Origin of the sequence: Bacillus cereus group sp. BfR-BA-01382 (assembly GCF_022663475.1) — a bacterium.
GTDB lineage: Bacteria > Bacillota > Bacilli > Bacillales > Bacillaceae_G > Bacillus_A > Bacillus_A thuringiensis_S.
In genome coordinates this window covers 1-26817 of the sequence record NZ_JAKUFQ010000079.1, presented here as the reverse complement: position 1 = coordinate 26817, position 26817 = coordinate 1, and the positions used below count along the sequence as shown (strand labels likewise).

Genomic DNA, 26817 nt, shown 5'->3' with positions numbered 1-26817 from the left:
TCTATGAATTGTTGATGCATCCATATTTGTTAATTCTGTCATTCGTTTACTTGCTTTGCCTGTAGGGGCTAAAAGTAGGATAGTAGCTTTAGGATTTACTTTTTTTATACATTGTACAATCGTGTTTGTCGTTTGAGTTTTTCCTGTTCCAGGGCCGCCAGTTAAAATACTAATACCATTTAGCAAAGCCATATACACAGCTTCAGCTTGTTTTTCAGCTAATGGGAAATATGCTTTTTCATATTCCTGTATAAAATCATCAATTTGAATCCTTTGACATAATGGAGTCTTGAAAGAGTGTACTAATTCTTTTAATCCAGAAACGATATTGTTTTCAATTCTGTGATAATCTGCTCGATAGATGCATACCTTTCCATCGTTGTTTTCCTCGGTCACAAGAGCACCAGAAGTAAATAATCCTTGTAGTATCGCATCTATTTTTTGAATCGGTACTGAAATCATCTGGTTCTTTGGATATGCCCCGACTCGAACAATGAATTCTTCTAATGAATCCAGTAACTCGTCTTTAAAAATACAAATATCACCTTTAGATTGCATTCTATGTTCGATGTAGAACAAGATAGCGTGTTTAATTCGCTCTACACCATCACTCGGTTTTCCTAATGCATAAGCGATTTTATCTGCATGTGTAAAATCTAATTTTGAAATAGAACATACGACATATGGATTTCCTTTTACTTTTACTAAACTGGTATCTCCTAAATCTTCGTAAATTCGAATAGCTACAGAGGATTCCAAGTCAAAGGATTGAATGAATGTAGCTAATTCCTCAAATCGTTTATGTTCAACTAATTGGTTTTGAATACTCTTTGCTCTTTTTTCTGTAAGACCGATATTTACTAAAACTTTATAGTCTTTTTCAATAAGTGAAATGGCTTCTAATCCCAATTCATCTACAATTTTTTTCGCTGTTTTCATTCCGACTCGTGAAACACGTTTTTTTATAAAATCTATTAATCCTTTTTTTACTTGAGGGATGGTGGCAGTTGGAGTAGCAGTAAGTTTAATGGAATACCCATATACTTTGTGTAATTGAACAACACCTGTCCCTTCGAATTTGTCACCTTTATGAACCGTGTTGAAATTTCCTTGAATTCTCATTTCTTTAGGGAATTGATTTTCAGAATCGTGATTTAAAATATTTGCTGTAATAATATAGAATCTACTTTCGGCATTTTCGTGTAGTATTTTCTTTACTTCGAATTCTAATGTGAATTGTTTTCCTGTTTTAAACATGATAATACGCCTCTCTTAGCTGTGTAAAAGTAATCCTGTTTCTGAATGGATAATAACTGGAGTGTTAGCTTCACTTTCCACAACGATATATTCCTCTCCATCAATTACTGATGGATATAGTATGAAATTAAGGTTATCTTCTTCTTCAGGTACATCACTCTCGATTAGGATAGTAAAGAATAAAACACCTTTATGATTTTTAATACCTTCTGAAATCCCTCTTTTTCTTAAATTGTATCTATCAGGTCTTACTAAATGTCTGTTTTCCGTAATAAAACAATCGGGTGCATTCGATAAAGCAGTGTTTGAATCTAATTCAGTAAACAATTCTTTTCTTATAAGAACAGGTATATCGGTAGATACATTAATTCGAATAATTTCTTTGTCAGGATAAATATTCTTTAAATTGAATTGAATTGATATTTCTTTCGCTTCTCCCCCAAAATTTGATTTATAAGATGTATAAAAAATAAATCCTCTATGAGGCACATTTAAAACTTTTTTAGGTCGAAACATTTTTCCGACAGAACAAATCCCGATGATTTCAGTCATGGAATAAATCCTCCTTCACTATATTAATCTTTCTTCAGATTAGCATTTCAATCGCATTTTGTCAATTATTCTTTACTAAAACGTATTAATCGAAGTAGGTAAAGCGATGTTCGTCTGACTGAAAACGAATATTTTTTTTAAAAAACATATAATATAACATACTTTGATAGGAAATATGTTTGAGGAAGGTGAGAAAAATGGAAAAGGTTCTGCGAGTTTTAGTTATAGATGATGCCCATTTTGTTCGTGAGTTAATAAAAAGAGCGATGGAAAAAAAACCAGATGATGAATTTATGTATGAAGTTGTAAAAGAATCTGAAACAGGAAAAGAAGGGATTATTGATTATTTTAAAATGAAACCTGATTTTATTGTCTTGGATTTAAGTCTTCCTGATATGGATGGATTTGATGCGATGAAACAGATTCTTTCAAAAGAACCAAATGCTAAAATCATAGCAATGTCAGAAGACTATAGTGATTCTATGAAAGAAAAAGCCCTTGCAAACGGAGCTACATACTATGTACCAAAACCATTTCAAAACGCATTTCTTTGGAAGGGCGTAGATGTAATCATAGAACGATTAAGAGAAGAAGGGTATCAGTTTCCCTACGAAAGCTCTGAGAAGGAGCTTAATTCAGAAGTTATTTGGGAAGAAGTAAGTGAAAGTGATGAAAGTCAAAACAATGAAGCTAATGAGGGTGTCGTAATCATCTCTTCTTCAGATGATGAAGAAGATGAGCTCTTTGCTATCACACCTCAAAAAACGGAGCAAAAGACCGTTGTTATTTTGGAGAATGAAGAGTTCGAAGAGGTGAAAGAGAGCGAGCCGTTATTTCAGGTTCCAAGGATTATAGAAGAAGGCGATAATGAGGAAACAATAAATCTTGAAATTATGACAAAAGATGACACTGATATACAAAAAGAAGAAAAAGATATGTTCATAATCAAAGAAGATAAAATAATTAATGATGAAAAAATAAAAAAAGATGAACATATTATAAAACATAATAAAAACATTATAGGTAATAATGTTGATAATAAAACATATGATATTGGAAAAATAGAAACATCTGATGTGGATGAGGTTAACTTAGAAGGGAAAGAGGTATCTCCATCTGAGGGGGGTCAAGCACCATTAGAACCAGTTAATGAATTAATTAGTGAAGAATCATCATATAATGGATTAACAAAAGATAATGGTTCACATCCAATGGTGCATTCAATTCGACCACCAAGGGATAAAGTTCTGAAACAAATGTATGAAGAACAATACCGGAATTATCCTAAGTTTTATGATGCAGAAGATGTTGAAAAGCCAGAAGAAAATGCTGATAAAAATAAAACAGGTTTATTTTCTTCATTAAGAAAAATTTTTCAGAAAAAATAAGGGGGAATTACACATGGAAATGACAAAAATTAAAGAAGCAATCGAAAAAGGAACAGTATTTAATGGGATGGTACGTTTAGTACAGCGAAGTGAATTGTTAAATACAGATATTCTGATGACTGAATTAAACGGAATGCAAGTAATTATTGCCCGTGAGGAAGTTGATATGAGAGATGTTAAAACTTCACTTGTTAATTATATTGGGCGAAAAATTTCATTTGTTATCGTATCAGTTGATGAAGACAAAGGAGTTTTAATCGCTTCTCGTAAAGTTGTTCAAGAAAAACAACGTGATGCGTTAATTTCTGAATTAGAATCTGGAACAGAGTTCGAAGCTAAAATCACAAAAATCTTACCATTTGGTGCTTATGTAGAGATTAAAGGAATTGCTGTACTATTACGCAACTCGGACTTCGCAGAAGGCTATACTGCTTTACGTGAAGTAAGCAAAGTGGGTGATGTTTTACAAGTGAAATTAGCGAAAGTAACGAAAAATAATCGTATTTTAGTTCAAGCGGTTGAGAAATACAAAACAGATTCGCCTATGAATTTAGAGAACTTTGAACCTAATCAAGTTGTATTAGGTCGAATTAGAAGTGTGAAACCTTGGGGTTGCTTCGTATGTATCGCAGAAAATATTGATGCGTTATGTCCAATTCCTGGAACAATTGAAGTCGAGGAAGATATGCGTGTTAGCTTCCGAATTACACAAGTACGTAAAGAAGAAGAAAAAGTCAGAGGTAAAATCATTAACATCTTACCAGATGACATTGAAGAATAGAATTCTAATAGAACAGAGGATAAGATAGCAAGAGTATTTATCTCTTGCTATCTTTATATCACGAAAGGAGATGTTGTCATGTATCTAAATGAGTTAAATAAAATATCTGATATTCCTGACGACTTAAGACAGACGTTTCAAAATAAATTTACAAATACCGTTTCTAAAAATGAAATTATAAAAATGAAAAACGATGGAAAACTAACAGAGCGAGATTTAGAGATTGCTAAATTCCTATTCAAATTTAGATTTGCAACAGCAAGTCAAATTCAACAATATTTACAGATTCTAAACGAGGATTCTGAGGAGAGTGCATCCATTTATGCAATTCGAAATCGTTTGGAAAAATTAGTACAAAATCGAGTTTTAAATAAGTTTATGCTTGGTGATTTTGAAGAAGAGCATATTAAACAGGATTCGTATCCTTTTTATTGCTTGGATTTAGGTGGGAAATACTTAGTTACGCACTACTCCAAAGAAGATACATTTGATTGGTATATGATTACAAATATGAAATCATCTGAAATCATTGCAAAAGACTTGCTTTCTACTCAATTTTACTTGCAGTTAATGGAGACTTGTCCTGAGAAAATTGTATTCTTTAATGTAAATCCTGAATTGCGAGTAGGAAATAAAAACATTGTTCCATCTTTTGAATTTTGTATGAAAATAGGTGGATTGGAAGGTCAACATAGATATTTCCTTGGTGAAATTGGTAGAGATGCTGATGTCCCTCTATTATTTAGGCAAAAAACTGAAAAATTAGAGCAACTTATTATTACAAATGCATGGAAGAAATACTACTATGATAGTGATATTGCTCCAGTTTTATTTGTGGTAAGTGAAACGGATGTCTTAGCGAAAGAATGCGGAAAAATCTTAGATACTTGTACAGAAATTAAAAATTATCGCTTTACTACATATGAAAGGATGAAACGACCTTTATATGAAAAAGGTGCATTTTTAAGATACCTTCCAGATGTAGAAGCGTTAATGGAAACCAAAGCCTCTACCTTTAAACGATAAAAAGTACCGTAATTTACGGTACTTTTTATTATGCTCCTATAGAGATATAGACAAATAGCATATACACAAGAGGTATTGCACCTAATAAGCCTGTACAAATCCCTACAATAAATAACTCGTGCGTGATTTCTTTACGTTTTGTTGGATTATCTGCATGTGCCCCTAATTTCATAAATAAAGTGATGAAAGCTAAAATACCTGTCATTACTCCAAATGCAATACCACCTGCAATATGGAATTGATATTCAGCCATAAAGTCATTAAAAGCATCTGCAAACTTTTCACCTAAAAGAGATTGTGCATGTGTTAAATATGTAGACAAGAGAAATGTATAAACAAGTGTAAAAATAAATAGACTTTTTTGAGTTGTATTTCGTATTAATTTCATTCGAATATCCCCTTTCTATGGTTGTTTAGATTCTTTATCATATGTTTTTAAAAGGTCACATTCTATGATATTTCGTTCTACCATTCTTTATAATTAATTTGACTATAGTTAATAAAAGTATTATAGTCCTACTATATTTATTTATGGCTATATAAGTTTGGTATATAAACATATTTGTTTGAATAGGAGGATATTATAAATGCGTACAAGAGGATTGTTTGTTTCTATTGAAGGTGGAGAAGGTTCAGGTAAATCAGCTTTAATTCAAGGTCTCTCTCTTTATTTAGAAGAACAGGGTATGGAATGTTTAACATCAAGGGAACCAGGAGGTGTAAAAGTAGCAGAAGAAATTAGAGAACTTATTATGGAAAATGAGATGGATGCCATTACAGAAGCTTTATTGTTTGCTTCTGCAAGGAGAGAACACTTTAAAAATAAAATTTCCCCTGCATTAACAGAAGGAAAAATCGTTATTTGTGATAGATTTGTTGATAGCTCAATTGTGTATCAAGGATATGTGCAAGGTATTGGTATGGATAATGTCTTAAGTATCAACTCGCAAGCTCTTGAAGGATTAGTCATGCCACATCTAACGCTTTATTTAGATGTAGAACCTACTATAGCATTGAATCGAATTGCTCAAAATAATCGAGAAACAAATCGATTTGATGAAAAATCTATGGAATTTCATAAAAAGGTTCGTGAGGGGTATTTGCTTATTGAAGAAAAACATTCGAATCGAATTAAAAAAGTGGATGCGTCATTATCTAAAGATGAAGTATTACAGCAATCAATTGAATATATAAAAAATATCTTATAATCACTTGTATAGCAGGTGATTATTTCTTTTTAGTTAAAAATAATTGACTAAACACTAAAGGGAATTATATAATGAAGTCAAATTACAAAATATAATAAAGGAAAGATATCATAGAGAACGTGAGGTTTTGATTATGAAAATTAAAGATTTTGATGAGCTGAAGAGGAAAGGTTATGTAATTGTTGATGGTGAAATTACCGTAACAAATAAAGTGGAAGAAATTTTAAAAGAACGAGGTTTAGAACAAGCAGATTTAGCAAAGATGACAGGGTTGTCAAAACAATACATTAGTTCTGTAATAAAAGAAAATGTAAAGCCTGGTATTGATTCGGCAATAAAAATAGCTTATGTATTGGATATGGCAGTAGAGGAATTATTCCATTTAAAAGAAATAGGATGGACTTCAGGTATAAAAGAAACAGGTGAAGAAACACTATTTTTAGATTTATATGAAATGGAGATTATTCGTGATAAGGAAATGGAACAAAGAACGAATGATGAAATAGAGGATTCGAACGCCACTACAGCAGGATATACCTATTTCGATAAAGATACGAACGAAAAGGTATCAAAAGAGCGATATGATGAAATGTTAGAGTTATTTATTTCAGAACGTATTCATCAGGAAATTGAAAATGTTAAAAATGCATTAGAACGTGGTATGGCTAAAAAGGCTGTTGAATCAAGAGCGAAAAAACAACTGCAAGCAGAGTTTAATAAGCGATATACAGAAAGATATAAAAAATTAGATAAAATTGTAATGCCACTTGTAAATAAAAGAAAATAGATTAGAGCAGAGTCTGAATATATCAGGCTCTTTTTTTGTACGCCCATTTTTTCGATTGAAATTCTTTTGAAATGAATACAATAAGGCATTTCAATAAAGAAAGGGTGATATAAAATGAATCATCATGCTCATAAAATTGGTGGGGTTTGTGCAGGGGTTATTGCTTGTACGGCCATGATGAATGCACCGATTACTTACGACAAGTGCTTATTGTCAGGAACGTTATTAATTGGAAGTTTTATAGGTGGTTTATTACTTGATATTGACCATCCTGATAGTAAAATGGGAAGGAAATTTAGATTCCTATCTTGGGGTATCAATAAGGTCTTTGGTCATAGAGGGCTTACGCATACGCTTATATTTACGATGCTTTTATCCATCTTACTCTTCTTTTGTACAACGTTCTTTGATGGATATTTACAGGTTCTATATTCGCAATTTGTTATAGGTATTACAGTTGGGTGTCTAAGCCATCTATTATTAGATAGTATGACGAAAGCAGGTGTGCCTCTCTTCTATCCATTTACCAAAAAGCATTTCCGAATAGCTAAGTTCAGGACAAATCGTGATGAATTTGTAGTTTCAACGATATGTATTGTGGTTACATTAGCAATCGTTACAATTTTAATCTAAAAATAGTGTGGACGCTTTTTTTCTTTGTTTTGTAATGGATTTTAATTTGTAAAACTATAATAAATGGATATTTTAAAAAAACAGGGATTTTACAAATTTAATTACTAAGGAGAGAAAAGTTATGAACACAACTTTAAACAAAAAGGGTATGGAATTGGTAGAATTAAAGACTCGATTAGAAGGTGCTTTAGCTGATAATTTTATGAAGGAAGCTATGACGGATTTAATCCATAAGAAATTAAATACGGAAGAAGCGAAAATAGTTCTATCTGCTCCCTCTGCTAATGCTCTTATGAGACAATTAGAAGGAATGAGCCAATATAGAATGCCTGAAGAAAAGATAATACTAAGAAAAATCATTGAGATTACAGATGCTATAAAAAAACATGAACAGCCTGTTCAATCTGTAGGAAAATGGTGTCAAAAGCAGTATCATTTGAAGTTCTCTGTCGATGTAAATGTGGAAAAAGAAACGTGTTTTGTTGTAAAACGCATTGGTTTAGGAGAAGAGTTTTTGAAAAATTATTTTAATGTAGCAGATAATAAAAAGCTCAAATCTCTAATGAAGGAAAATGGTTTTTTACATCAATACGTGGATATGCGTGTATGTGCTGTACTTAATAAAGTATTAAAGAACATTAGTGCTAATCATAAAGAAGGTATTCTTATTTCTGTTTCTGACGCATATTTTTCATCTCAAGTAGAATTGTACAATGCTGATGTTCAATTTGAATTTAGTTCTAAAAAGAACACGAATGATGTTGGTAAGCAAATAGCTTATATGCTTCGTAGATTAGAAGATGATGTAAAGTTTACAGAGATTTAACAAAAGGGTCCCTCAAAGGGCCTTTTTATTATGGATATGATTATCTATTTGAAGATGAATTCTTAATAGCATTCTCAGATTTATCAAGTATCTCTTTTGTATGTGGAGACATCCCTGAATCAGGAGTTTTCGAACCAGATTTTTTACTCATAAATTAACCACCTCTCAATGGAATAAAAAAGAAGATGTACCTTTGTACATCTCCATTTATGCCCGTTTTAACGAGAGTTTATACTGTATTCTTTAAGAATGTTTTCATTTTTATCAATGATTCGTTTTGTATAAGGACTCATACTGGCAGTTGTTGGAGTAGAAACCCTACTTCTTCTCTTTTGTCTTATATTGCGAAAATCATTTTGTACAGCTTGTCCATTAGATTTTTCAGACGTTTTCTCCATCTTCAACAGCTCCTCTCTCATCACGTTCACAAATTGCTAAATCATAGACATGTATTAGTAAGAAAAAAATATCTACATCTATTTCTGTTATAACTTTCTTAGAAGAGATTTGCAAAATATACTCTTGTTCTAACACCGTTATTGGAGCAAGGGCGATTTTACTATCTTTGCTATAAAAGGTTTTTTTGTCAACTAATGTCCCAATAGCTTCTGTACGGTTGTCCAAAGAGAGAAGGTCAATAAGTCCTCTCATTTCGGCATGAGAACTGAAACGATTTAATGATATATCAATTCTATTATCTTCTCCATAGTTTTTTAATACATTGGACAACCCTGTTATGTACATTGTATCATCTTGTATATTTTCTTCAATAGTTACATCTCCTATATATGTAACAAGAGACTTCATTTTTTCGCTAAAGGATAGTACCAATTGATTACTATCCTTTAAAGCTTCTATCGGTTCATTTAATTCGGTAGGACCTATTTTTTTGACTAAAGGTGTTTGAAAGACTGCTATATCTATTAATACAGCAGAGATAAAAGCATATAGGAATTGTAATGAGTTCTTCTCAGTAATGGGATAATTCGTAACAACATAACATGCACCGATTACAAATAGTAGGTACCAAAATTTTCTAAAGAGCAAAATATTGAACCTACTATCCTTCTTTGTTAGTTTATCTGTAAAAGACAACAATATTAAATAAGTAAAAAGATATACGACAGCAAACCATAGGGCTACTTTTCCTGCAACTATCAATCTATCATCCCCTTGTATCTATCTATTTTCTCTTATCTTTTAGTATACATTCTATAAGAGTTCTCGATAATCTTTTTTTATGTAAAACCTTTTTTTATTGACTATAATACTTTACAATAATATTTTTATTTACTATAGTTAATAAAAGGAAGGTGATGGTAATATGAATGAACATTTGAAGACAAAGTGGATTCGCCCAGAGAACACAGTTGAACGAAGAAGTAAGTTACAGGATTTAAGAAATGCTAAAGAGTTAAATCATTTAGCAGATTGTGTCTTGGAGATATTATATAATAGAGGATTTGATACGGTAGAAAAAATTGAATCGTTTCTACATATGGATATTACTGATATGCATAATCCGCAATTAATGAAAGATAGTGATAAAGCAGTCTCACTTCTTAGTCACGCAATTGAAAATAACCTGCATATTGTAGTATATGGAGACTACGATTGTGATGGGGTGTCGGCAACCTCAATTGCTGTTTTAGCTTTAAGGAATTTAGGAGCAAAGGTTAGTTACTTTGTTAATAATAGATTCAAACATGGATATGGAATGAATGTACTTGGATTAGAGGATATGATGAAGAAATATCCTGATGTAGATGTTGTACTAACAGTTGATAATGGGATTGTGGCATATGAAGGAATTAAGAAAGCGAAAGAATTAGGATTAACAGTGATTGTTACAGACCACCATGACCCAGGCGACCATCTTCCAGAAGAAGCTGATGCAGTTGTAAACCCAAAGAGACATGACTGTGAGTATCCTTTTAAAGGTCTTTGTGGAGCAAGTGTTATTTATAAAGTAATGCTTCAGCTTTATTGGGAATTAGATAAAGATTTAGACTATGTACAAGATATGATTGATATTGTGGGGATAGCAACAGTAGGAGACATTATGCCTCTTATTGATGAGAATAGGGTGTTTGTAACAGAAAGCATTCGCCAAGTAAAACGTGCCCAAAGACATGTCTTTAAAGTATTACAAGAGAAAACGGGAGTTAAGGAGATTACGGAAGAGACATACGGATTCAAATATGTTCCCATGATTAATGCATTAGGGCGAATTACGGGCGATGTTGATGAAGCTATTGAAATGTTTGTTTCGCAAGATGAGGAAAAAATTCCTGAGATTGTAGAGAAAGTCATTGAAACAAATGAGTATCGTAAAAAAATTACGGAAGAGCAAGAAGCATTAGCAATTCAGATGGTAGAAGAAAAAGGTATCAAACCTGTTATTGTTATTTATCATCCTTCGTTCCATGAAGGGATTGTTGGATTAATTGCAGGTAGATTAAAAGAAAGATATTTTAGACCTGTTATTGTTCTTGCGGAGGGGCATGGATTTATTAAAGGTTCAGCTCGTAGTATTCCTAATTTTCATATTAAGAAAGCCTTTGATGAAACGAAAGAATATTTAATTGGCTATGGTGGACATCCAATGGCAGGGGGATTATCTTTAAAAGAAGAGCATTTAGAAGCATTTGAAGAAGAAATTTGTAGTCTTGCTGAATCTCAGTTGACGGAAGCTGATTTTATCCCTCGTATTATGGTAGATACAGTTGTAGAACCTAAAGATGTTACAGTTGATTTGGTGGAAGAATTAGATGTGTTAAAACCATTTGGTGAGGCGTTTTCCAAACCGAATTTTGGACTGAAGGGTTTCAAAGTGGATAAAGTTTATTATATGGGCGAAAATAAAAATCATCTGAAGTTAAAAGAGAAAAAATTAGAAATCATTATGTTTAATAGAGCTGATATCTATCAAGAAATGCAAGAACCAAGAAATATAAAAGCGTTAGGGTACCCTTCTCTTAACATATGGAATAATAATGTTAATGTTCAATTTAATATAGAAGGCATAAACCTTGCAGGGTGCTAAACAGAGTCTTATCCATATAAAATGGGTAAGACTTTTTGTTTATTATGGACTGGATTTAGCAAATATTAGCGAATGTTGTGGAGTTTTAAGAAAAAATACTATAAACATAAAACAAAATATTATTTTATAAGAAAAAATAAAGCGTTGATAGTAGAATATAATATTTTGTTAAATAGTAAAATTAAATAATAGTTGTTGATAAAATTTTTAAAAATAAATTTAAATAAAATAAAACAAAAAATAATGTTTGGTTTTTGATATTGCATAACGAAAGAGGGGGAAAATATGAATAAAAAATTAATGGCAGTTCTTTCAGTAGGAGTTATAGCGAGTAGTTTTATTGGCAATACAACAATCGCTCATGCTGATGAGAATGTAAAAGAAGCTCAAATTCAAAAAGAATTTAACAAAAATATTGTTGATAATGCAAATGAATTGATGAAGATAATTGATAATGCGGAACAGACAATGAATCCAGAAGATATTGATAAGGCTATCGTCGCTTTTATAGATATGCATAAACCGTTGGAACCTAAGGATTATATTGTCCATAAAAACAACGATATCTATGACCAAGCCTTTGATAAAATCTTTAACATGATAAATAAGTTAGAAAGTACAGAGAAAAACAACAAGATAGTATCATTCCATAATCAATTAACTTCTCAAATCAAAAAAGGTACTGGTACTTTCTATAAGGCGTATCTATTCTATATTAATAACACAAATCAAATCCCTGAGATTCGAGATACGCTGATGAAAAACGTTTCTGAAATCCAATTCATTATAACGAGTCCTCCTGATATGGAAGTGATGAATCCTGATGGTGCTATTAAAGTACCCGATGCACCATCGAAAGAAGAGATTCAACGAGTTATAGATAATGGTAGGGAAAATAAATTAGCAGAATTAGAAAAAAATGGGGAGATGGAAGATAAGCAAGAAAATCAAGAGTCAGTGAAATCAGAGCCGATTCGCTCAGAGTCTGTTACGTATGAAAAAGAAGGGGATATGTGCTACAAAATTACAACATTCTATGCTGATGGTGTACAGGAAAAGCAAGATAAAGGTGAAGTACCTAAAATGGACTATGTATATTGTGGCATCTTAGATTACGTGGATTATGGTGGTGGAAATGTAAAACAAGAGGTTCCTGAGAATTGGGATTATCTTGTGAAAGAACAAAACCCTGAAAGCAATTTGACGCTACAATACACTGTAGATAAAAAGGGAGAAAAACCCTACTACTATGATTCGGGTATTCGTGTAGCCTTAAACGGAACAGCTTCCTATGAACAATTTAAGGACATTCTCTATCAAGTATCTGTTAAGTCTAAAGGATACGTTGTAGAAGATAAAGGAAAGATGCTTGTAATTGTGGAAGGGAAACCAATCCTCGTGAAAGATGCGAAAAAAGAATACTCGAAAGAAGAGATAGAGTCAATTTTTAAAGACTTTGAGAAAGTAGACATACGAATTATGGAAACAAGAATCGGGAAGTCTGAAAGCTTGGAAGAAAGAATTGTAAGTAAGCAAGCGAAGAACGTAAAAATTGCTGATAAATCAATAGAGTTAGAAACAAATCCAATCGTAAAAGATGAGAGAGTGTTATTACCTGTTGAGCAAATAGCTAAAGAGCTTGGAGCAACTGTTGAGAGAAAAGAAGATGTCTTAACATTGAAGAAGGATAATAACATTGTCGTGTACAAAGACAAGAACGACACAATCTCTCTAAATGGAAGAGACGTAAAAATAGCTACAAGTCCTGAATACAAGAATGATATATTTATGGCAGAAATTCAAGAAATGATAGATATTTTTGGTTTCGATATGCTTTGGGATGGAGAGACATCTACAATTCAAATTAATAACAAATAAAAAGAGGAGTTGCATTCTAAAATGCAACTCTTTTTGTAATAACAAAGATATATAAAATAATTCCAACATAAAATAAAATAATTTAATGGTGACAGTGAAATATAGTTTACTTAATATACGTTAAATTATATACTATAGTTAATATAATTCGAGAGGAGTAGATAACATGAACATTAAAAATAAAAATAAAATGCTTTCCTTATTTGCGACAGGAGTTGTTTTAACAGCAGGGTTACCTCTTACAGCTCATGCTGATACAGAAAAGAAAGAAATTGCAGTACAAGAGGTTCAGGGAGAAAAGGTTGTTCCTATGAAAAAGTTACTTGATGAAATGAAAGGTCAAGTCCAAGAAGGTAGCGATGAAAATGGTGATTACAAAGTATACATTGTAGGTAACAAATCAATCAAAATTCACGAAAAATCTTCTTGTGCTTATGTAGGTGGCGAGTTACAACCATATAAAAAAGACAAAATTGGTGGTTATACATTTCCTGCGTATTGGGAGCCGATGTATACATCAGATGATGTGTTAGTACCTGCAAATTTCGTAGTGGATGTTTTGCCTGTTAAATTAAACGGAGACAAGATTGAATTTGATGTAGAAAAGAAACAAGAAGCTCCAAAGGAAGAACCGAAAACAGAAGTTAAAGAAGAAAAGCCAAGCACTGTACCTATCTCTAAGGGACAAGAACAAAACCAGAAGCAACCAGTGGTAGAGAATAAAGAAGAGCCAACAGGTGTTCAAAAAAGAGAGGTAAATCAAGGTAATCAAGCAACAAAAGGGAATGGTCAACCGAACACATCTCAGCAACAGGTAGTGAAGCCGAAAGAGCCAACTCATCCTAAGAACGATGATACAAATAATAAAGAAGTACAAGTGAAAGAAGAAAAGCCAGTTCAACCACCTAAAAACAATTCTGATGGAAATCAGGACAAAAATGAAGGGGCGAATAAGACCGTTGATGGAAAAACATATACAGCTCCAGAAGTAAAACAGTTGGCTTATTCATTAGGATTTTTTAATGGTGAAAAAGGATTAAGGTTTAATCCACATGGAAAAGATGCTGACAAGATGTTTGATGTTGCGAACTTATATGCTATAGGAGATGGTCAATGGGATGTCAGCATCTTTATCTTTAATGGAGATAACTCTATTGATGAGCCGTTAAGTAAAATATTTAATCGTCTATTACCTACAGAAGGGGCTAAACTTTATGAAATTGTAAATCATGCTGAATCAGGGGTTCAAGAAATAGAGTTAGATAACAGGATTATTAAGATTAAAAAAGAACAAGTGTTAGCTATTTATGTTAGTCCTATTAATAGATAATATCGAAATACAGTGTTTCATGTGAAACATTGTCGAATATTTTTCTTGAGAGTATTCATTAGGTAATATGGATACTCTCTTTGTATAGAACCTAATAAGTACAAAAATATACCTTTATAGTTATAATATATTACTTAATTTAACTATAATAAAATATTAAATGTGAAATTAATTTACTGAATATAAATAGATAGATTGAAAGGGGATGTCTAACATGAATATAAAAAGACTGGCTGTAGGTGCGTCAAGTTTATCAGTAGGATTTTTAGCTTTATTAGCAAGTCCTATTGCTGTTAATGCTCTTGATAATATGGATAACGGGGCAAACTCAACTTTAGAACCAGTTTGGGAAGGTGTACCTGAACATTTAAAATGGAATATAAAGCCTCCTATGATGAAATTTACAGATAAAGATGGAAATAGGAAATCTTGGTACGATAGAAATAGTGAAAACATTTTATTTCGAACTAATTATTATGGTGTCACTTATTATTCCCCAGTACCACCAAAACAATTAGAGTATATGACGAGTATGAGGTCATATTTTTATGTATTAGAAAACTATAATAGTAGAAATATTAATGGTGGTTATGAGGAAAGATATGATAAGTCGTACCCGAACTTTAAAACGAAGTCTACAGTTGTGAACCAAACAAGTCGTAATGCTCTTCAATCACCGCATTATTATAACGAGTATGAAGCTTATAGAGGTGCAGTTGGAGAATGGAGGTACTTAGGATATTCTGCATTTGGTAATCATGTTGAGAATCCTTATTTTCCACCAGATATTTTCTCTGAAGAAACTCCAGGTAGCTATAAATGGGATTTATTCCCTTATAACTTGGGTTCAAAATGGCTTCCTCAAGGACCTTCTCGTTGGGATGATTCAACTATTGGAGATTTATTTAATGCAAAAATAAAGGCAATTAAAAGATTGTTGGACCAAGAACCATCTATGAAGTATAAAAACTCAAATCCATATTATTGGGCTGATAGATTATCGTTAACTTCAGACCCTGATGCTGAGATGGCTGTCTTTATAGGGACAAGAGAAGGCGGTCGTAAATATAGAACATTAACAGTGAAATCCGATGAGATGAAGAACCTTAGGATTACGGAATATACAGTGTTAGATAATAATGGTAATGTTGTAGGTACTTTTACAAGAAGAGATGGGGTTGACTCTGGAAGTTCTCGTACATTTAAAAAATTAATGAAGGGAGAAAAGTATAAAATTATTGTTCGAGTAAAAAATGACTCTCAACAAGAAACGACATTAAACCCAACTAAGTTAGATATAGGGTATAGTTTATCATCTACAACTTGGAATAAAGGGAGTAATAATTGGAATACAACTTTATCAGAAGAACGAACGCTTGTACCAGGTGAATCAGCTACGTTCACATATGATAATTTTGTTATCCCTCTAAACTCTAATAAGTACATTGGATTAACGGGGAATATTAATAAAGACCATTTCTTCGCAGGGGATAATACGAATCCGAATGATGATGATGCAAACTTAGTATTGCCAGTCGAAGGTACGGGGAATATGAATGCTGAAAATATCACTTTAATTGATAGAAATGGTAATGAAGTTGAAAAGCCTATTCCAGGTGAAGATTATAAAATTAAATATAAATTTAGATATCAAGGTATTGACATTAGGGAACCTGTTTATAGGGATGAAGGCTTTTGTGAAGCACACAATAATAGTGGAATATGTATATCTTGGGGAACAAGGTCTGTATTTGACCATTACTATTACCCTGAAGTGAATATTGATGCCTATTATACAATTAATAGAAAGTTACCAAAAGGTGAAAGTGATTCTATTAATGGTCATCTAACAAAAAGAATGCAATTAAGAAATGGTACAACTTTTGAATTTATCACACCTGAGTATACTACTTATGAAGTTCCAATTATTGATACTTCTATACGTATGAACTTAGAAAATAATTATGATTATGCGAATATAGATAAAGGTGATGATACTTCGAGAAAAAAATGGCATAGTTTCTATAATTACAAAGTAAAAAATGTAGAAATACTTCCTAAAACAGAAAAACCTACAGAAGCAGGATATCAAACTTTTGCTGTAAAATTTGATGTTGATAATGAAGTGCCATCAGAAGTAACTGATTTTGAAAAAGATGTTCAAATTGGTATTACTGTAAATGGCGAGAAACATTTATTTATGGAGCATATTGGAATTGGCGAAAATAAAAACATTGTAAAAGAAGTGAAGATTTGGGTTGACCCAAAAGTAACTTCTAAAGTTGATGCTCAAGTGTATGTGAATGTTGATAAAAATGCATGGGAAGAAGACTTGAGTACACAAGAAGATAATAAGGGGGATACAGCAACAACTATAAAAGGTTCCGAGAAAACAACAGGAGCTAAAATAGAAAGACCGATGAATCCTTTTGAAAAAGCTTGTGCTCTTGGTAAAAACACGAAAAATACATGGAATCAGTATTATGAATTACACGAGTGGAGTGGTCAGTTAAAAAAATACTCAGCTAATGGAAAATCGTATGAATTCTATAAATATAGTGCAGGAAGTAAACACGATGGAACAGTTCAGCAACAAGAAGAGTATAAGATAAGCAAAGTGTTATTTAAATCTAAACTAACTGAGGATTTAAAAATGGGTGCTTCAAGAGATGGTTGGGTGGATTTAGCAAAAGGAGAAATTGGTAAAATTAAAGCGGGATATGGTTATGAATTGAAAGTAGATGTAGATTATAATACAAATGCCTTTGAAACAGAGCCTCAATCTTGGAATGTAAACGGGACAGGTCAATGGGTTCGTCCAAAACATGTTGAACCTAACATTCCAAGCGAGCTATATATCAAAACTCCTGATGGAAAAATTTTATCGGTTTCTGGTGTACATGGAACCAATAAAGGGCTTGATGTAAAACGAGAAGGAGATAGAAATAAGGTAAGTATGACATATACGATAAAACCAAAAGACACATTAGGTGTTAAAAATGCTCCAAAGATTTACATTGACCCAAATACAAAAGATGGTTCGTATAAACTGCAAGTGTTTACGCCTGAAATCAACGGAATACCTACAAAATCTAAAATGGAAGGTAATACGTTAACAAGTATTGGAAATATGTTGTGTGACAATTTAACAGATTTAAAACTTGAAGTTACAGGCAGTGCAACAGATGATTTAAAAGGGCATATTGTTCAATAAAAAAGAGATGGATTTCCATCTCTTTTTTGATAGTTAAATTATTTTTTTGAGCTAAATAGAATGCTCACAACTGAATTTCTCTTAACAACAACTTTTCTTCCATCCATTTCAAATTCCTGGTAATTAGGGCCTTTACTATTGATAATTTTCCATAATTCATTACTTTTCGTAGGGACAAGTATGTCTAAAAATTGCTTTATAGGTTTATCCACAACCGAATTCCCATCAAAAACAAACATTTTTGTTTCCCATTCACTACCATCATTCATATATAAATGCATAATGTCAAACATTGAATCACCATTTGGACCGCCAATGTTATAAGTATAATGGTTTTCTTGAGGGAAGAATCCATTTTCTTCAGCTACACGTTTTAACTTGTCCATGTCACTTTGTTTTCCTTCTTCAGGCTTTTGATTTTTGTCTTTATAGATAGAACTATACATAAACTTAGCGAATTGTTCTCTTGTTACATCGTATTGTCCACCATATTGATTCTGACCAATACCATTTGTCACACCATTTGTATATAAAGCTTGAATAGCCTCTTTTGCCCAATGACCACTTGGAATATCAGTAAATGTCATGTTGCCTTTAATTGCTAAATCAAATGCATGTTGTAAAACAGATGACATTTCATAGCGGGTTAGTGTAGCGTCTGGTCGGAATTTATCTGTTCCATCACCCTTCATAATCCCTGCTTGGATAACAGCGTTGATATTTCCTTCAAATGGGTGATTTTGAATGTCTGTAAAGGAAGTATTTCGTGAACCGTTATCTTGTAGTTTAAAGTATCGAGCCATAATAGATGCTACTTGTCCACGAGTGACGTTATCACCAAATCCATAGATTCCATTACCGTATCCATATACAATTCCATTGTCAGATAAATAGCTAATAGCTCCTTCAGACCAATGACCACTTGGTACGTCATTAAATTTTGTTGTTTGTGCCTGTGCTGTCATTGTTGCTCCAAATAAAGTTGCAGTGATTAAACCTGTTGCGATTACATTTTTAAATTTCATAATATTTTCCTCCTAAAGAAAATGTTTTATCTATAATTATATTTTTAATTTTTGTCTTATTGAGTATAAATCATATATTTCTTGTATCTCTATAAACAACTATAGCAATTTTACTTTTATTTGTCAATTATTTTTTACTAAAATAAAAATCTTCTTTTTTCCTCGATAATAGAAAAAGAGATAGTATCCCTATCTCTTGATATCTTCATTGTTTTCTGTAACAAATATTGTAAAAACTCATGTTTATATAATTTTGTATTAACAACAATTTGTATTTTATTCGTATTGAACAATTATCACGTTCAAGTCTCCATTAAATGCATTACATTCTTCATATATAATTTCCATGCATTTTTCTTCACTGAATTTTCCTGCACCACAACCAATCAAAGGAACAGCAATAGATGTAAATGAGTGTTTTATACATAACTCCAAAGCGTTCTTTACGGATAATCGAATGGCTTTCTCTGATGAATTCCATAGCATTCCGATTCCTGCAACATGTATGATGCCTTTGCAATTTAATTTACCTGCTGAAGTTAGCACCGCTTCCCCTAAAGACAATAGACCTTTACGTTGAACTTCATTAAATGGTTTTAAACCTGCTTTCTTCTTAATTGCTTTTGATACTCCATGAGGAAGTAAAATCCAATAAGGAATAAAATTTCGATTCCATGCATTCACAATTACATCAACTTCTGTATGAAAATCTGTTATATTTCCACGTTTAACAATAATATTCATCTCGATACCTCTCTCTGTTTACTATAATAAATAAAAGTATATTGTATTGACTATAGTCTATATGATATCATAAAAATAACAGTTTAATATATAGGAAGGTTGTGCATTTATATGAAACAAAAAGATTCCTTTTTGAAGGGTTTCATCACTTGTTTTGTTATTACACTTATTATTTGGAGCGTGTATACATACCTGAATACAACGCCAATACACATTAGGTGGGGGAGTAAATTCAACATTTTCTTAATTCTTTTTATTTTATTAAGTGGTGCATTTGCATGCTTTAGTGAAGGTGTAACACAGAAGAAAACAATATATTCGGTGTTAATTGCCAGTGGTCTATTAATAGTCTCGAATATTATCTTCTTTTGTATAACAACACCTTTATTCCATAGTTCAGATTATCGAGCTTTAATTGGAAACGTTGAAGAAAAGAAATTTGAAAAAGATGTTTCTCATGTGGACTTAAAAGAGTTACCAACAATTGATAAAGAATTGGCGAGGAATTATGCAGACAAAAAGTTAGGTGAAATTCCTGCTTTAGGTAGTCAGATGGAGGTTGGTGATTTAACTATCCAACAGATAAAAGGGAAATTGTATTATGTTGCTCCACTTGAACATACAGGGATTTTTAAGTGGTTTGAGAATAGCAAGGGTACGAAAGGTTTTATAAAAGTAAGTGCAACAGATTCTCAAGACGTTGAGCTTGTAACATCTGTAAAAGGAAAAGATGTAAATCTAAAGTATTTGCCAAGTTCTTATTTTAACTCAAATCTGTATAGACATGTGTATTTAAATCACCCAACAAAGGGTGTGAAAGGTTATACATTTGAACTTGATGATGAAGGGAATCCTTACTGGGTGGCATCTGTTTACAAACGCACGATTGGACGTTCAGGAGAAGTCATTACAGGAACACTTGTTATTGACCCTCAAACAGGCAAGATGAAAGAATATAGTATAAAAGATACGCCTAAATGGGTGGATATTATTCAGCCGAAATCAACAATAGCGGATTACTTAGATTATTGGGGAGAATATGTACATGGCTATATTAACTTTTCAAATCAAGATAAGTTAGAAACTACAGAAGGAATGCAAGTGATTTACAATAATGGCGAATGCTATTTCTATACGGGAATTTCTTCAGTAGGAAAAGATGAATCTACAGTAGGATTTGTATTGGCGAATACTCGTACAGGAAAAACGAGTTTTTATAAGGTATCTGGTGCTACAGAGACAGCGAGTATGCAATCAGCAGAAGGTAGTGTACAACAATTAAGATATACAGCGACATTCCCTATTTTGATAAACGTACAAAACGAGCCAACGTACTTTCTAACATTGAAAGATAAAAAAGGATTAGTGAAATCCTATGCAATGGTCAATGTAGAAAATTACAACATTGTAGCGATTGGAGATTCATTGCAAGCTACGCTAAATAATTATGTCAAATCATTAGCGGGTAAGAGCTCACATACAAACTTAAATTCAAATGGCCTTGAGAGAAGTGAAGTGGGAACAATTGAAAGAATTGGCTCTCTAACAAATGAGAATGGACAAGTCTTTTATATCCTACTAAAAGAAAAGCCAAACATACTACTTATGGTTCCATCTTCTATTTCAAAAGAATTACCTTTAAGTAAAGAAGGCGATAAAGTGAAGTTTTCGTACATTGAATTGCCTAATATGAGTGGCATTACTGCTAAAGAATTTGAAAATGAAAATATGGATATTAAATAAGGAGAGTCTTTCTCCTTATTTTTATGTAAAGAAGCGAGGTAAAAAAATGCAAAATGTAGAAAGTTGGTCTTTTGATGAGAAGGTAACAAAAATATTTGATGAACATGTGCGTCAATCCATTCCATCTTATGAAATGCTTCAAGACTTAATATGTGGTATTGCTCAATTTTTTATAGTTGAGAACGGTGTTGTAATTGATGTAGGTTGTTCAACGGGTGAGACGATAAAGCAATTAAAAGAAGTTTCACCTAAAACATTTAGAGCGTTTGGATTAGATACCTCTCAATCTATGTTGGAAAAAGCAAAAGAAAAGTTATCTACCACTGAAGATGTTTATTTATTCGATGAAGATATTTCAAAAGTGGCATTACCAAAAGCAGACGTTATCATCAGTTGTCTAACAAATCCGTTTATTTCAGTAGATGAGAGAAAAAAACATATGAAACGATTAGTAGCAAAGCTGAAGAAGGGTGGAGCGTTGATTGTTGTTGAAAAGACTTACGCAAAACATTCCATGCATCAGGATATTTTCACGCAACTACATCATGATTTTAAAGAACAACAAGGTTTCTCAACAAAGGAAATTAGAAATAAAGATAAGTCTTTAAGGGGTGTGTTTCGAGTAAGTCAGGTAGAAGAAAATAAACGGTTTTTAGAAAGAAAAGGAATGCTCGTTGAAGAATTTTTTAGATGCTTGCATTTTGTAGGATACGTTGGGATAAAACAAGCTTAAACGCTTGTTTTATTTATGTCTACAACATCCAAACTATAATTCTATTAACAATAGTTAATGGAATTAGGGGGAATTAGGATGAGAATGAACGAAATGCGATGGGGGATGGTAGCAAGACCTCAAAACGGATTGATTTGTGTAGATTTATTTTGTGGAGCAGGAGTAGGTGCTTGTGGCGTTAAATTAGCAGGTTATCATATGGCTTATGCTGTAGACAATAACCCGTATGCTGTTAAGACTTACAATAAAATGATTGGTCCACATGCTGTTTTATCCGATATTCGAAAAATAAATTCAAATGATATTCCAGACCATGATTTAATGATTGCTACACCTGTATGCAAGAGTTTTAGTGTGGCAGGAAAAGGAGACGGATTTGATAATAAAGATTTCGGAGATTTACCACATGAATTCTTAAGAATATTAAAAGCGAAAAAACCAAAAGCGTTTTTATTTGAAAATGTGAATGGAATGGTAAATAAGAAGAATAGACCAGGATTTGTAGCCTTTGTGAAAGAGATTGAAGACAGCTCATATAATGTTACATGGAAGCTTGTAGATTGCTATGAATATGGGATTCCACAACACAGAAAAAGAGTATTTATGGTAGGGATTCGAAGTGATTTAGGGAAGACATTTGAATTTCCAGAAATAGTTTCTATAAGTGAAAGGAAAACGATACGTGATGCAATAGGAGATTTACCTAATCCTGATAAGGTGATGAATTCTTTAAAAGATATACAATACGAATCACAAGAACAAAGTTCTGTTCATAACCACGTAGGATATGGAATTCGAAGTGATGAAAAAGCATTTGTACATAAAATTCCTGTGGGTGGAAATTGGAAGGATTTAAACGAAGAAGATGCTCGTAAATTTATGGGCGGAGCATTTGAAAGTGGTGGAGGAAGAACGGGATTCTTAAGAAAAGTATCCTTTGACCAACCTGCTTATACGATTACAAGTCTAATGAACGGAAAAAATAACGCCCAAATCATTGATAATCAAGATAAGTATTACGAAGGTGGATTTTCTCCAAGGTATGTAAGTAGGAATAGACAAAAACAATGGAATGAAGCATCCTATACAATTGTCTCTGAAGCCCGTCAATTACCTCTGTATCCTGAACCTGTTAATTATGATATTCGCAAAATGGATACATATGACGTCTTACCACCAAGGAGATTTACAGTGAGAGAATGTTTGAGATTACAGACTGTCCCAGATTGGTTTTCTTTTGATGAAGATGTTCCGTTGAATAAGCAATATGAACGGTGTTCTGGCATTCCATCATTGATGGCATATAAATTAGCGATTGAGATAGAAAAATATTTAATTTGAGATATTATGTTCATGAATGATTGGCATCAGAAATCAATAAAATGTAAAAAGGGGGGTGAAAAGGATGGATACTACATATATCATTAAAGAAATTTATTTAACGAAGAAGATGGAAGATGCGTCATTGAGTGAAAAGGAGCGAAAATTAGCAAGAAATGAACTAAAGGCATTACAAAAAAGTCTAAATAAAAAAGAGGTTAATTTAAATTAACCTCTTTTTTATTTTAAGCTACTTTCATAGACCCTCTCTTGAAATCCGCTATTTGAAAAATGATGGATATTTCCTAAGCTGTCATATTGATACACAGCTTCATGAAGGGGCTTGGAATTTAATCGCTCTAAAGTTGTAAAGTATATATTTTTAATGCCTACCAAATCATTGGCTATTTCCAAATCATGAAAAGCTTCTACTTCATTTTTAACGAGGATTAAATAACCAATTTCCCTACCAAACCTTCTGTGAAATGAAGCGATATTTCTTTCGTGATAAGCAATTTTTTTTAAAATAGAGAGTGGTTGAGAAGTGTAGTCATCAAATAGGAACTCTTGCACTCGACCATTTTCGATTAGTAGATTATTATCCTGTTTGATTTTTCTTATATAGAATCCATAATCCGTATCGTGTAAAGCTTTTCTTAATTTCTCCCCATTTGAAAAGTGAAATCCGTGTTTTTCATGGATAATTCTTAATACCTCTTCCTGTCTCCAATTACTATGTTGTAGATTTGGAATCAGCTTATTACACATTAACTCTAATAATTCCTTTGTTGTACCAATGTATAATTCAAATTCATTATCGAAACCATCCAATAAAGAATCTACGGCTGTAAAACGAACAAGGTCTTTTCTACTCTCAACCTTCTCTGTATTATCAATTAAAAATAATACAATAATCTTTTTATCTTTATCTTTATAGTAATACTCGCTTGATTGTAAAAAAGAACGGTAATGATTCCACTTTTCTTTCAGTTGCTTCTTGCTCTCTGTAGCCATGTCCATTTCTAAGAAAAAATCAGTATCAAATATTTGAATAAGCCCATCTGGTCGAATGTTTTTATATTGAGATACATATTTCTCATCGAAATATCTCCATTTAATATCATTTTCTTGTGTCTTTTCTTTAAAATCTAAAACAAATTGATTTAAATGAATTTGATGATTGATTAAACGTGGATTCATCTTTAGTTCTCCTGCACGGTAGTAACCTCTTTTGATTATTTTTCGTTTAGGGTCTAAGATATCGGTTGGAAGGTCAAACTGATAACGAACAATTTCAACACCTTGAGAAGTTAAGAAAACAGCTTGATTTGTTAAATTAAATTCTACACAATCAATAACCTCTAATTCGATTAAATCTAAAAACTTTGTCTCCATAAACAATTCAAAAGAATCAATTGTATCAGAGAAAAAATATTTATAAGCTTGACGTATTGTTAAGCATCTCAATAGATAGACGTTATAAAGAAAATCTAAATCTTGATTTTTTAGCTCTTTTGCTATTTCGTAAGTTGAAGGTTTCAAAATCATGCACCTCTTTCATTTTGTTATATATATACTATTTATACTAAAAAAAGCCCTATCTCATAACAGAGACAAGACCTAATTCATTAACTAAAGTTTGTTAAAAATTTAAATTAAGTTTTCAATGAATTTAATGAAAGTTGATTGACATCAACATTAGTCAATGATAAGATATTTATGAATCACAGGTAAAAAATAATGAAAAAATCAAGAGTTTTTTACATATTTGTAAAAGTACATATCAATTTTTTCGAGGATACTTTTCGTTGTTTCTAAACCCATCCTCTTTAATTGGTAGTCTAAATTAAAACCTTCATATCGTTCTTCGACAATCTCAGCGATTTTTGCACAGATTTCATAACGATTATTTTCATAACCAGGCTTGACTTCATCTATTGCAGTCTGAATTAATTTTTTTGTACCTCTTGTTAATTTTTCTTGTTCCATAACTTCCATTTTTCCATTCTCCTTTCGAAATGAATGGAAATGCGTTATGGATGAACTAAATCCTACAAATAAATTATAACTTTTTCATAGACTAAAGTCAATGGAAATTCTCTAAAAATTAAGGGGGTTATTTGAATGGCTATTCAAGACCAATGGAAAGAATTAAATAACGAAATACAAAATGATGAAAATCATATTCTAAAAGATATTGTTGAAACAATTAATGACTCTTTAAGGGACCCTAAAGAAGAAGATGTTCAGTCTTTAAATGATAAATTCGATGAAATAGAAGAAGAATTAAAGAAACTATATAAAAAGACAAAATACTCTCAAGTAGAAAAAACAATCAAAACATATATAAATGACATAAGAGATACTGTATATAGAAAGAAAGGTATAAAACTATCTAAATGGGATGCTTTTGTACTGGAAGCGAAAAGGCATAATTGGGAATGTGTATTAGAATTAATAGACTTAGTAAATATAATAGATAATAGCTCAGATGAAGAAATGGAAGATTACGCAAAAAGGTTTGAACAAAAATATAAAGAAGATGTAATGCCGTTTATAGAGAGAAATTTATCTCCATTTAATAAAGATTTAGTGAAAAGGGAATTCAATAAAAAACAAAAAGGTTATGCAAATCTAACTAAGAAAAATGACCAAGAGAACTTTGGAGCATTACTTAAACATCTAAGATTATCAAAAGGATATGCTTTAGAAGATGTAGGAAGACTTTCAGGAGTATCAGCTTCTTATATACATTTACTTGAAAAAGGACAAAGACAAAGCCCTACACTTGAAACTGTTGAAAAACTGGCTGAAGGTCTTGAGGTACCTGTACAGTATTTCTTCAAAAACAGAGGACAAGGTAACGGTGCAAACGATACTGCTATGACAGGATTTGCTGAAATGGTTATCCTGCAAAACTTCACATTAAATGGAAAGAAAGCATCGAAAAAACAAAAAGAGGCTATAGTTTCCTTATTTAATGGAATCATGAAAGCAGAATGGACACCTGAAACAAAAATTGCAGAAAGCATGGAATTGATTCGGAAAATTGAGGAATTCATCTCTCTAATGGACTAAAAATCTCAGAATGGTTTTTACGAAACTTTTATTTTGTAAATCTAATTAACATGTTTTTAAAATGGATTCTTAAACAAAAATATTGAAATTTGAATACTGAAACATGAGAAGTATTGGCATCTGCCGATACTTCTTTTTTTTTATTCCCTATAGAACATACCTAAATCAATAATCCTCAATAAATTTTCCTCTTTTTAAATAGTATGTTAATAAAAGTATGAAAGTTGGTGAAATCCATGGAAAAGGTT

General features: G+C 32.0%; 25 protein-coding genes. 16 read left to right on the top strand and 9 right to left on the bottom strand.

The window, feature by feature from the left end:
* Both MR160_RS24465 and MR160_RS24460 read right to left on the bottom strand, forming a co-directional pair.
* Window positions 1–1257, bottom strand: a 1257-nt coding sequence (locus tag MR160_RS24465) for an AAA family ATPase (RefSeq protein ID WP_242298254.1), incomplete at its 3' end; no start/stop codon positions are given.
* A gap of 15 nt (window positions 1258–1272) precedes the next feature.
* Window positions 1273–1809, bottom strand: coding sequence for a hypothetical protein (locus MR160_RS24460; protein WP_098297262.1), 537 nt, complete (start codon window positions 1807–1809; stop codon window positions 1273–1275).
* A 197-nt stretch (window positions 1810–2006) separates the two neighbouring features.
* Here MR160_RS24460 and MR160_RS24455 point away from each other — a divergent pair, with 197 nt between their 5' ends.
* The 3 genes from MR160_RS24455 to MR160_RS24445 all read left to right on the top strand — a co-directional run bounded on the left by MR160_RS24455 (window position 2007) and on the right by MR160_RS24445 (window position 5004).
* A complete protein-coding gene (locus MR160_RS24455; protein ID WP_242298252.1) occupies window positions 2007–3197 on the top strand; it encodes a response regulator in 1191 nt (396 codons plus the stop codon).
* Window positions 3198–3210: 13 nt separating this feature from the next.
* On the top strand, window positions 3211–3978 hold the full coding sequence (locus MR160_RS24450; protein WP_000426104.1) for a S1 RNA-binding domain-containing protein: 768 nt from the start codon (window positions 3211–3213) through the stop codon (window positions 3976–3978).
* A 78-nt stretch (window positions 3979–4056) separates the two neighbouring features.
* The gene (locus tag MR160_RS24445) at window positions 4057–5004 is read left to right on the top strand and encodes a hypothetical protein (RefSeq protein WP_086877626.1); all 948 of its coding nucleotides are present in this window, start codon (window positions 4057–4059) and stop codon (window positions 5002–5004) included.
* Window positions 5005–5032: 28 nt separating this feature from the next.
* On the opposite strand, the gene MR160_RS24440 is transcribed toward MR160_RS24445, so the two are convergent.
* Window positions 5033–5392, bottom strand: a complete 360-nt coding sequence (locus MR160_RS24440; protein ID WP_000767357.1) for a hypothetical protein — start codon at window positions 5390–5392, stop codon at window positions 5033–5035.
* A gap of 199 nt (window positions 5393–5591) precedes the next feature.
* Between MR160_RS24440 and tmk the strand changes: the two genes are divergently transcribed.
* From tmk to MR160_RS24420, 4 genes are all read left to right on the top strand, one after another.
* Window positions 5592–6212 (top strand): dTMP kinase, encoded by a 621-nt coding sequence (gene tmk, locus MR160_RS24435; RefSeq protein WP_242298250.1) that lies wholly within the window; start codon window positions 5592–5594, stop codon window positions 6210–6212.
* Window positions 6213–6345: 133 nt separating this feature from the next.
* Window positions 6346–6999 carry a helix-turn-helix transcriptional regulator gene (locus MR160_RS24430; protein ID WP_242298248.1) on the top strand — a complete coding sequence of 218 codons (654 nt, stop codon included), beginning with the start codon at window positions 6346–6348 and terminating at the stop codon, window positions 6997–6999.
* Between the two features lie 114 nt (window positions 7000–7113).
* On the top strand, window positions 7114–7632 hold the full coding sequence (locus MR160_RS24425; RefSeq protein WP_098297266.1) for a metal-dependent hydrolase: 519 nt from the start codon (window positions 7114–7116) through the stop codon (window positions 7630–7632).
* 121 nt (window positions 7633–7753) lie between these two features.
* Entirely contained in the window at window positions 7754–8458 is a 705-nt protein-coding gene (locus tag MR160_RS24420; RefSeq protein ID WP_242298246.1) for a hypothetical protein, read from the top strand.
* Window positions 8459–8676: 218 nt separating this feature from the next.
* Here the strand turns inward: MR160_RS24420 and MR160_RS24415 are convergent, their stop codons facing one another.
* Together MR160_RS24415 and MR160_RS24410 are read right to left on the bottom strand one after the other, a co-directional pair.
* On the bottom strand, window positions 8677–8856 hold the full coding sequence (locus MR160_RS24415) for a hypothetical protein (RefSeq protein ID WP_098615757.1): 180 nt from the start codon (window positions 8854–8856) through the stop codon (window positions 8677–8679).
* Entirely contained in the window at window positions 8840–9619 is a 780-nt protein-coding gene (locus MR160_RS24410) for a type II toxin-antitoxin system SpoIISA family toxin (protein WP_098297268.1), read from the bottom strand. Before MR160_RS24410 ends, MR160_RS24415 begins: the two co-directional genes overlap by 17 nt.
* Before the next feature lie 163 nt (window positions 9620–9782).
* On the opposite strand from MR160_RS24410, the gene recJ reads away from it, so the two are divergent.
* The 4 genes from recJ (at window position 9783) to MR160_RS24390 (ending at window position 17926) form a co-directional block, all read left to right on the top strand.
* The gene (recJ, locus tag MR160_RS24405; RefSeq protein ID WP_098615758.1) at window positions 9783–11504 is read left to right on the top strand and encodes a single-stranded-DNA-specific exonuclease RecJ; all 1722 of its coding nucleotides are present in this window, start codon (window positions 9783–9785) and stop codon (window positions 11502–11504) included.
* Window positions 11505–11789: 285 nt separating this feature from the next.
* Window positions 11790–13382 (top strand): stalk domain-containing protein, encoded by a 1593-nt coding sequence (locus MR160_RS24400; RefSeq protein WP_242298243.1) that lies wholly within the window; start codon window positions 11790–11792, stop codon window positions 13380–13382.
* 166 nt (window positions 13383–13548) lie between these two features.
* Window positions 13549–14712 carry a hypothetical protein gene (locus MR160_RS24395; RefSeq protein WP_242298242.1) on the top strand — a complete coding sequence of 388 codons (1164 nt, stop codon included), beginning with the start codon at window positions 13549–13551 and terminating at the stop codon, window positions 14710–14712.
* 214 nt (window positions 14713–14926) lie between these two features.
* Window positions 14927–17926 (top strand): Athe_2463 domain-containing protein, encoded by a 3000-nt coding sequence (locus MR160_RS24390; protein WP_242298240.1) that lies wholly within the window; start codon window positions 14927–14929, stop codon window positions 17924–17926.
* A 38-nt stretch (window positions 17927–17964) separates the two neighbouring features.
* On the opposite strand, the gene MR160_RS24385 is transcribed toward MR160_RS24390, so the two are convergent.
* Both MR160_RS24385 and MR160_RS24380 read right to left on the bottom strand, forming a co-directional pair.
* Window positions 17965–18951, bottom strand: coding sequence for an S-layer homology domain-containing protein (locus MR160_RS24385; RefSeq protein ID WP_242298238.1), 987 nt, complete (start codon window positions 18949–18951; stop codon window positions 17965–17967).
* Between the two features lie 276 nt (window positions 18952–19227).
* Window positions 19228–19695, bottom strand: coding sequence for a macro domain-containing protein (locus MR160_RS24380; protein ID WP_242298236.1), 468 nt, complete (start codon window positions 19693–19695; stop codon window positions 19228–19230).
* Between the two features lie 111 nt (window positions 19696–19806).
* On the opposite strand from MR160_RS24380, the gene MR160_RS24375 reads away from it, so the two are divergent.
* From MR160_RS24375 to MR160_RS24360, 4 genes are all read left to right on the top strand, one after another.
* Window positions 19807–21438, top strand: a complete 1632-nt coding sequence (locus MR160_RS24375) for a cell shape-determining protein (protein WP_242298234.1) — start codon at window positions 19807–19809, stop codon at window positions 21436–21438.
* Window positions 21439–21484: 46 nt separating this feature from the next.
* Entirely contained in the window at window positions 21485–22171 is a 687-nt protein-coding gene (locus MR160_RS24370) for a methyltransferase domain-containing protein (protein ID WP_242298232.1), read from the top strand.
* A 78-nt stretch (window positions 22172–22249) separates the two neighbouring features.
* Entirely contained in the window at window positions 22250–23512 is a 1263-nt protein-coding gene (locus MR160_RS24365; RefSeq protein ID WP_242298231.1) for a DNA cytosine methyltransferase, read from the top strand.
* Between the two features lie 64 nt (window positions 23513–23576).
* Entirely contained in the window at window positions 23577–23723 is a 147-nt protein-coding gene (locus tag MR160_RS24360) for a hypothetical protein (protein ID WP_176520693.1), read from the top strand.
* 8 nt (window positions 23724–23731) lie between these two features.
* Here the strand turns inward: MR160_RS24360 and MR160_RS24355 are convergent, their stop codons facing one another.
* Both MR160_RS24355 and MR160_RS24350 read right to left on the bottom strand, forming a co-directional pair.
* Window positions 23732–25039, bottom strand: coding sequence for a replication-relaxation family protein (locus MR160_RS24355; protein WP_242298229.1), 1308 nt, complete (start codon window positions 25037–25039; stop codon window positions 23732–23734).
* A 201-nt stretch (window positions 25040–25240) separates the two neighbouring features.
* Window positions 25241–25489, bottom strand: coding sequence for a hypothetical protein (locus MR160_RS24350; protein WP_000453488.1), 249 nt, complete (start codon window positions 25487–25489; stop codon window positions 25241–25243).
* Between the two features lie 126 nt (window positions 25490–25615).
* On the opposite strand from MR160_RS24350, the gene MR160_RS24345 reads away from it, so the two are divergent.
* On the top strand, window positions 25616–26569 hold the full coding sequence (locus tag MR160_RS24345; protein ID WP_001007338.1) for a helix-turn-helix domain-containing protein: 954 nt from the start codon (window positions 25616–25618) through the stop codon (window positions 26567–26569).
* Window positions 26570–26817: the final 248 nt, after the last annotated feature.

Excerpts from the sequence above, each read along its gene's own strand:
- MR160_RS24460 (WP_098297262.1), bottom strand. The coding sequence starts at position 1,809 with ATGACTGAAATCATCGGGATTTGTTCTGTCGGAAAAATGTTTCGACCT.
- MR160_RS24455 (WP_242298252.1), top strand. The coding sequence starts at position 2,007 with ATGGAAAAGGTTCTGCGAGTTTTAGTTATAGATGATGCCCATTTTGTT.
- MR160_RS24450 (WP_000426104.1), top strand. The coding sequence starts at position 3,211 with ATGGAAATGACAAAAATTAAAGAAGCAATCGAAAAAGGAACAGTATTT.
- MR160_RS24445 (WP_086877626.1), top strand. The coding sequence starts at position 4,057 with ATGTATCTAAATGAGTTAAATAAAATATCTGATATTCCTGACGACTTA.
- MR160_RS24440 (WP_000767357.1), bottom strand. The coding sequence starts at position 5,392 with ATGAAATTAATACGAAATACAACTCAAAAAAGTCTATTTATTTTTACA.
- tmk (WP_242298250.1), top strand. The coding sequence starts at position 5,592 with ATGCGTACAAGAGGATTGTTTGTTTCTATTGAAGGTGGAGAAGGTTCA.
- MR160_RS24430 (WP_242298248.1), top strand. The coding sequence starts at position 6,346 with ATGAAAATTAAAGATTTTGATGAGCTGAAGAGGAAAGGTTATGTAATT.
- MR160_RS24425 (WP_098297266.1), top strand. The coding sequence starts at position 7,114 with ATGAATCATCATGCTCATAAAATTGGTGGGGTTTGTGCAGGGGTTATT.
- MR160_RS24420 (WP_242298246.1), top strand. The coding sequence starts at position 7,754 with ATGAACACAACTTTAAACAAAAAGGGTATGGAATTGGTAGAATTAAAG.
- MR160_RS24415 (WP_098615757.1), bottom strand. The coding sequence starts at position 8,856 with ATGGAGAAAACGTCTGAAAAATCTAATGGACAAGCTGTACAAAATGAT.
- recJ (WP_098615758.1), top strand. The coding sequence starts at position 9,783 with ATGAATGAACATTTGAAGACAAAGTGGATTCGCCCAGAGAACACAGTT.
- MR160_RS24400 (WP_242298243.1), top strand. The coding sequence starts at position 11,790 with ATGAATAAAAAATTAATGGCAGTTCTTTCAGTAGGAGTTATAGCGAGT.
- MR160_RS24395 (WP_242298242.1), top strand. The coding sequence starts at position 13,549 with ATGAACATTAAAAATAAAAATAAAATGCTTTCCTTATTTGCGACAGGA.
- MR160_RS24390 (WP_242298240.1), top strand. The coding sequence starts at position 14,927 with ATGAATATAAAAAGACTGGCTGTAGGTGCGTCAAGTTTATCAGTAGGA.
- MR160_RS24385 (WP_242298238.1), bottom strand. The coding sequence starts at position 18,951 with ATGAAATTTAAAAATGTAATCGCAACAGGTTTAATCACTGCAACTTTA.
- MR160_RS24380 (WP_242298236.1), bottom strand. The coding sequence starts at position 19,695 with ATGAATATTATTGTTAAACGTGGAAATATAACAGATTTTCATACAGAA.
- MR160_RS24375 (WP_242298234.1), top strand. The coding sequence starts at position 19,807 with ATGAAACAAAAAGATTCCTTTTTGAAGGGTTTCATCACTTGTTTTGTT.
- MR160_RS24370 (WP_242298232.1), top strand. The coding sequence starts at position 21,485 with ATGCAAAATGTAGAAAGTTGGTCTTTTGATGAGAAGGTAACAAAAATA.
- MR160_RS24365 (WP_242298231.1), top strand. The coding sequence starts at position 22,250 with ATGAGAATGAACGAAATGCGATGGGGGATGGTAGCAAGACCTCAAAAC.
- MR160_RS24360 (WP_176520693.1), top strand. The coding sequence starts at position 23,577 with ATGGATACTACATATATCATTAAAGAAATTTATTTAACGAAGAAGATG.
- MR160_RS24355 (WP_242298229.1), bottom strand. The coding sequence starts at position 25,039 with ATGATTTTGAAACCTTCAACTTACGAAATAGCAAAAGAGCTAAAAAAT.
- MR160_RS24350 (WP_000453488.1), bottom strand. The coding sequence starts at position 25,489 with ATGGAAGTTATGGAACAAGAAAAATTAACAAGAGGTACAAAAAAATTA.
- MR160_RS24345 (WP_001007338.1), top strand. The coding sequence starts at position 25,616 with ATGGCTATTCAAGACCAATGGAAAGAATTAAATAACGAAATACAAAAT.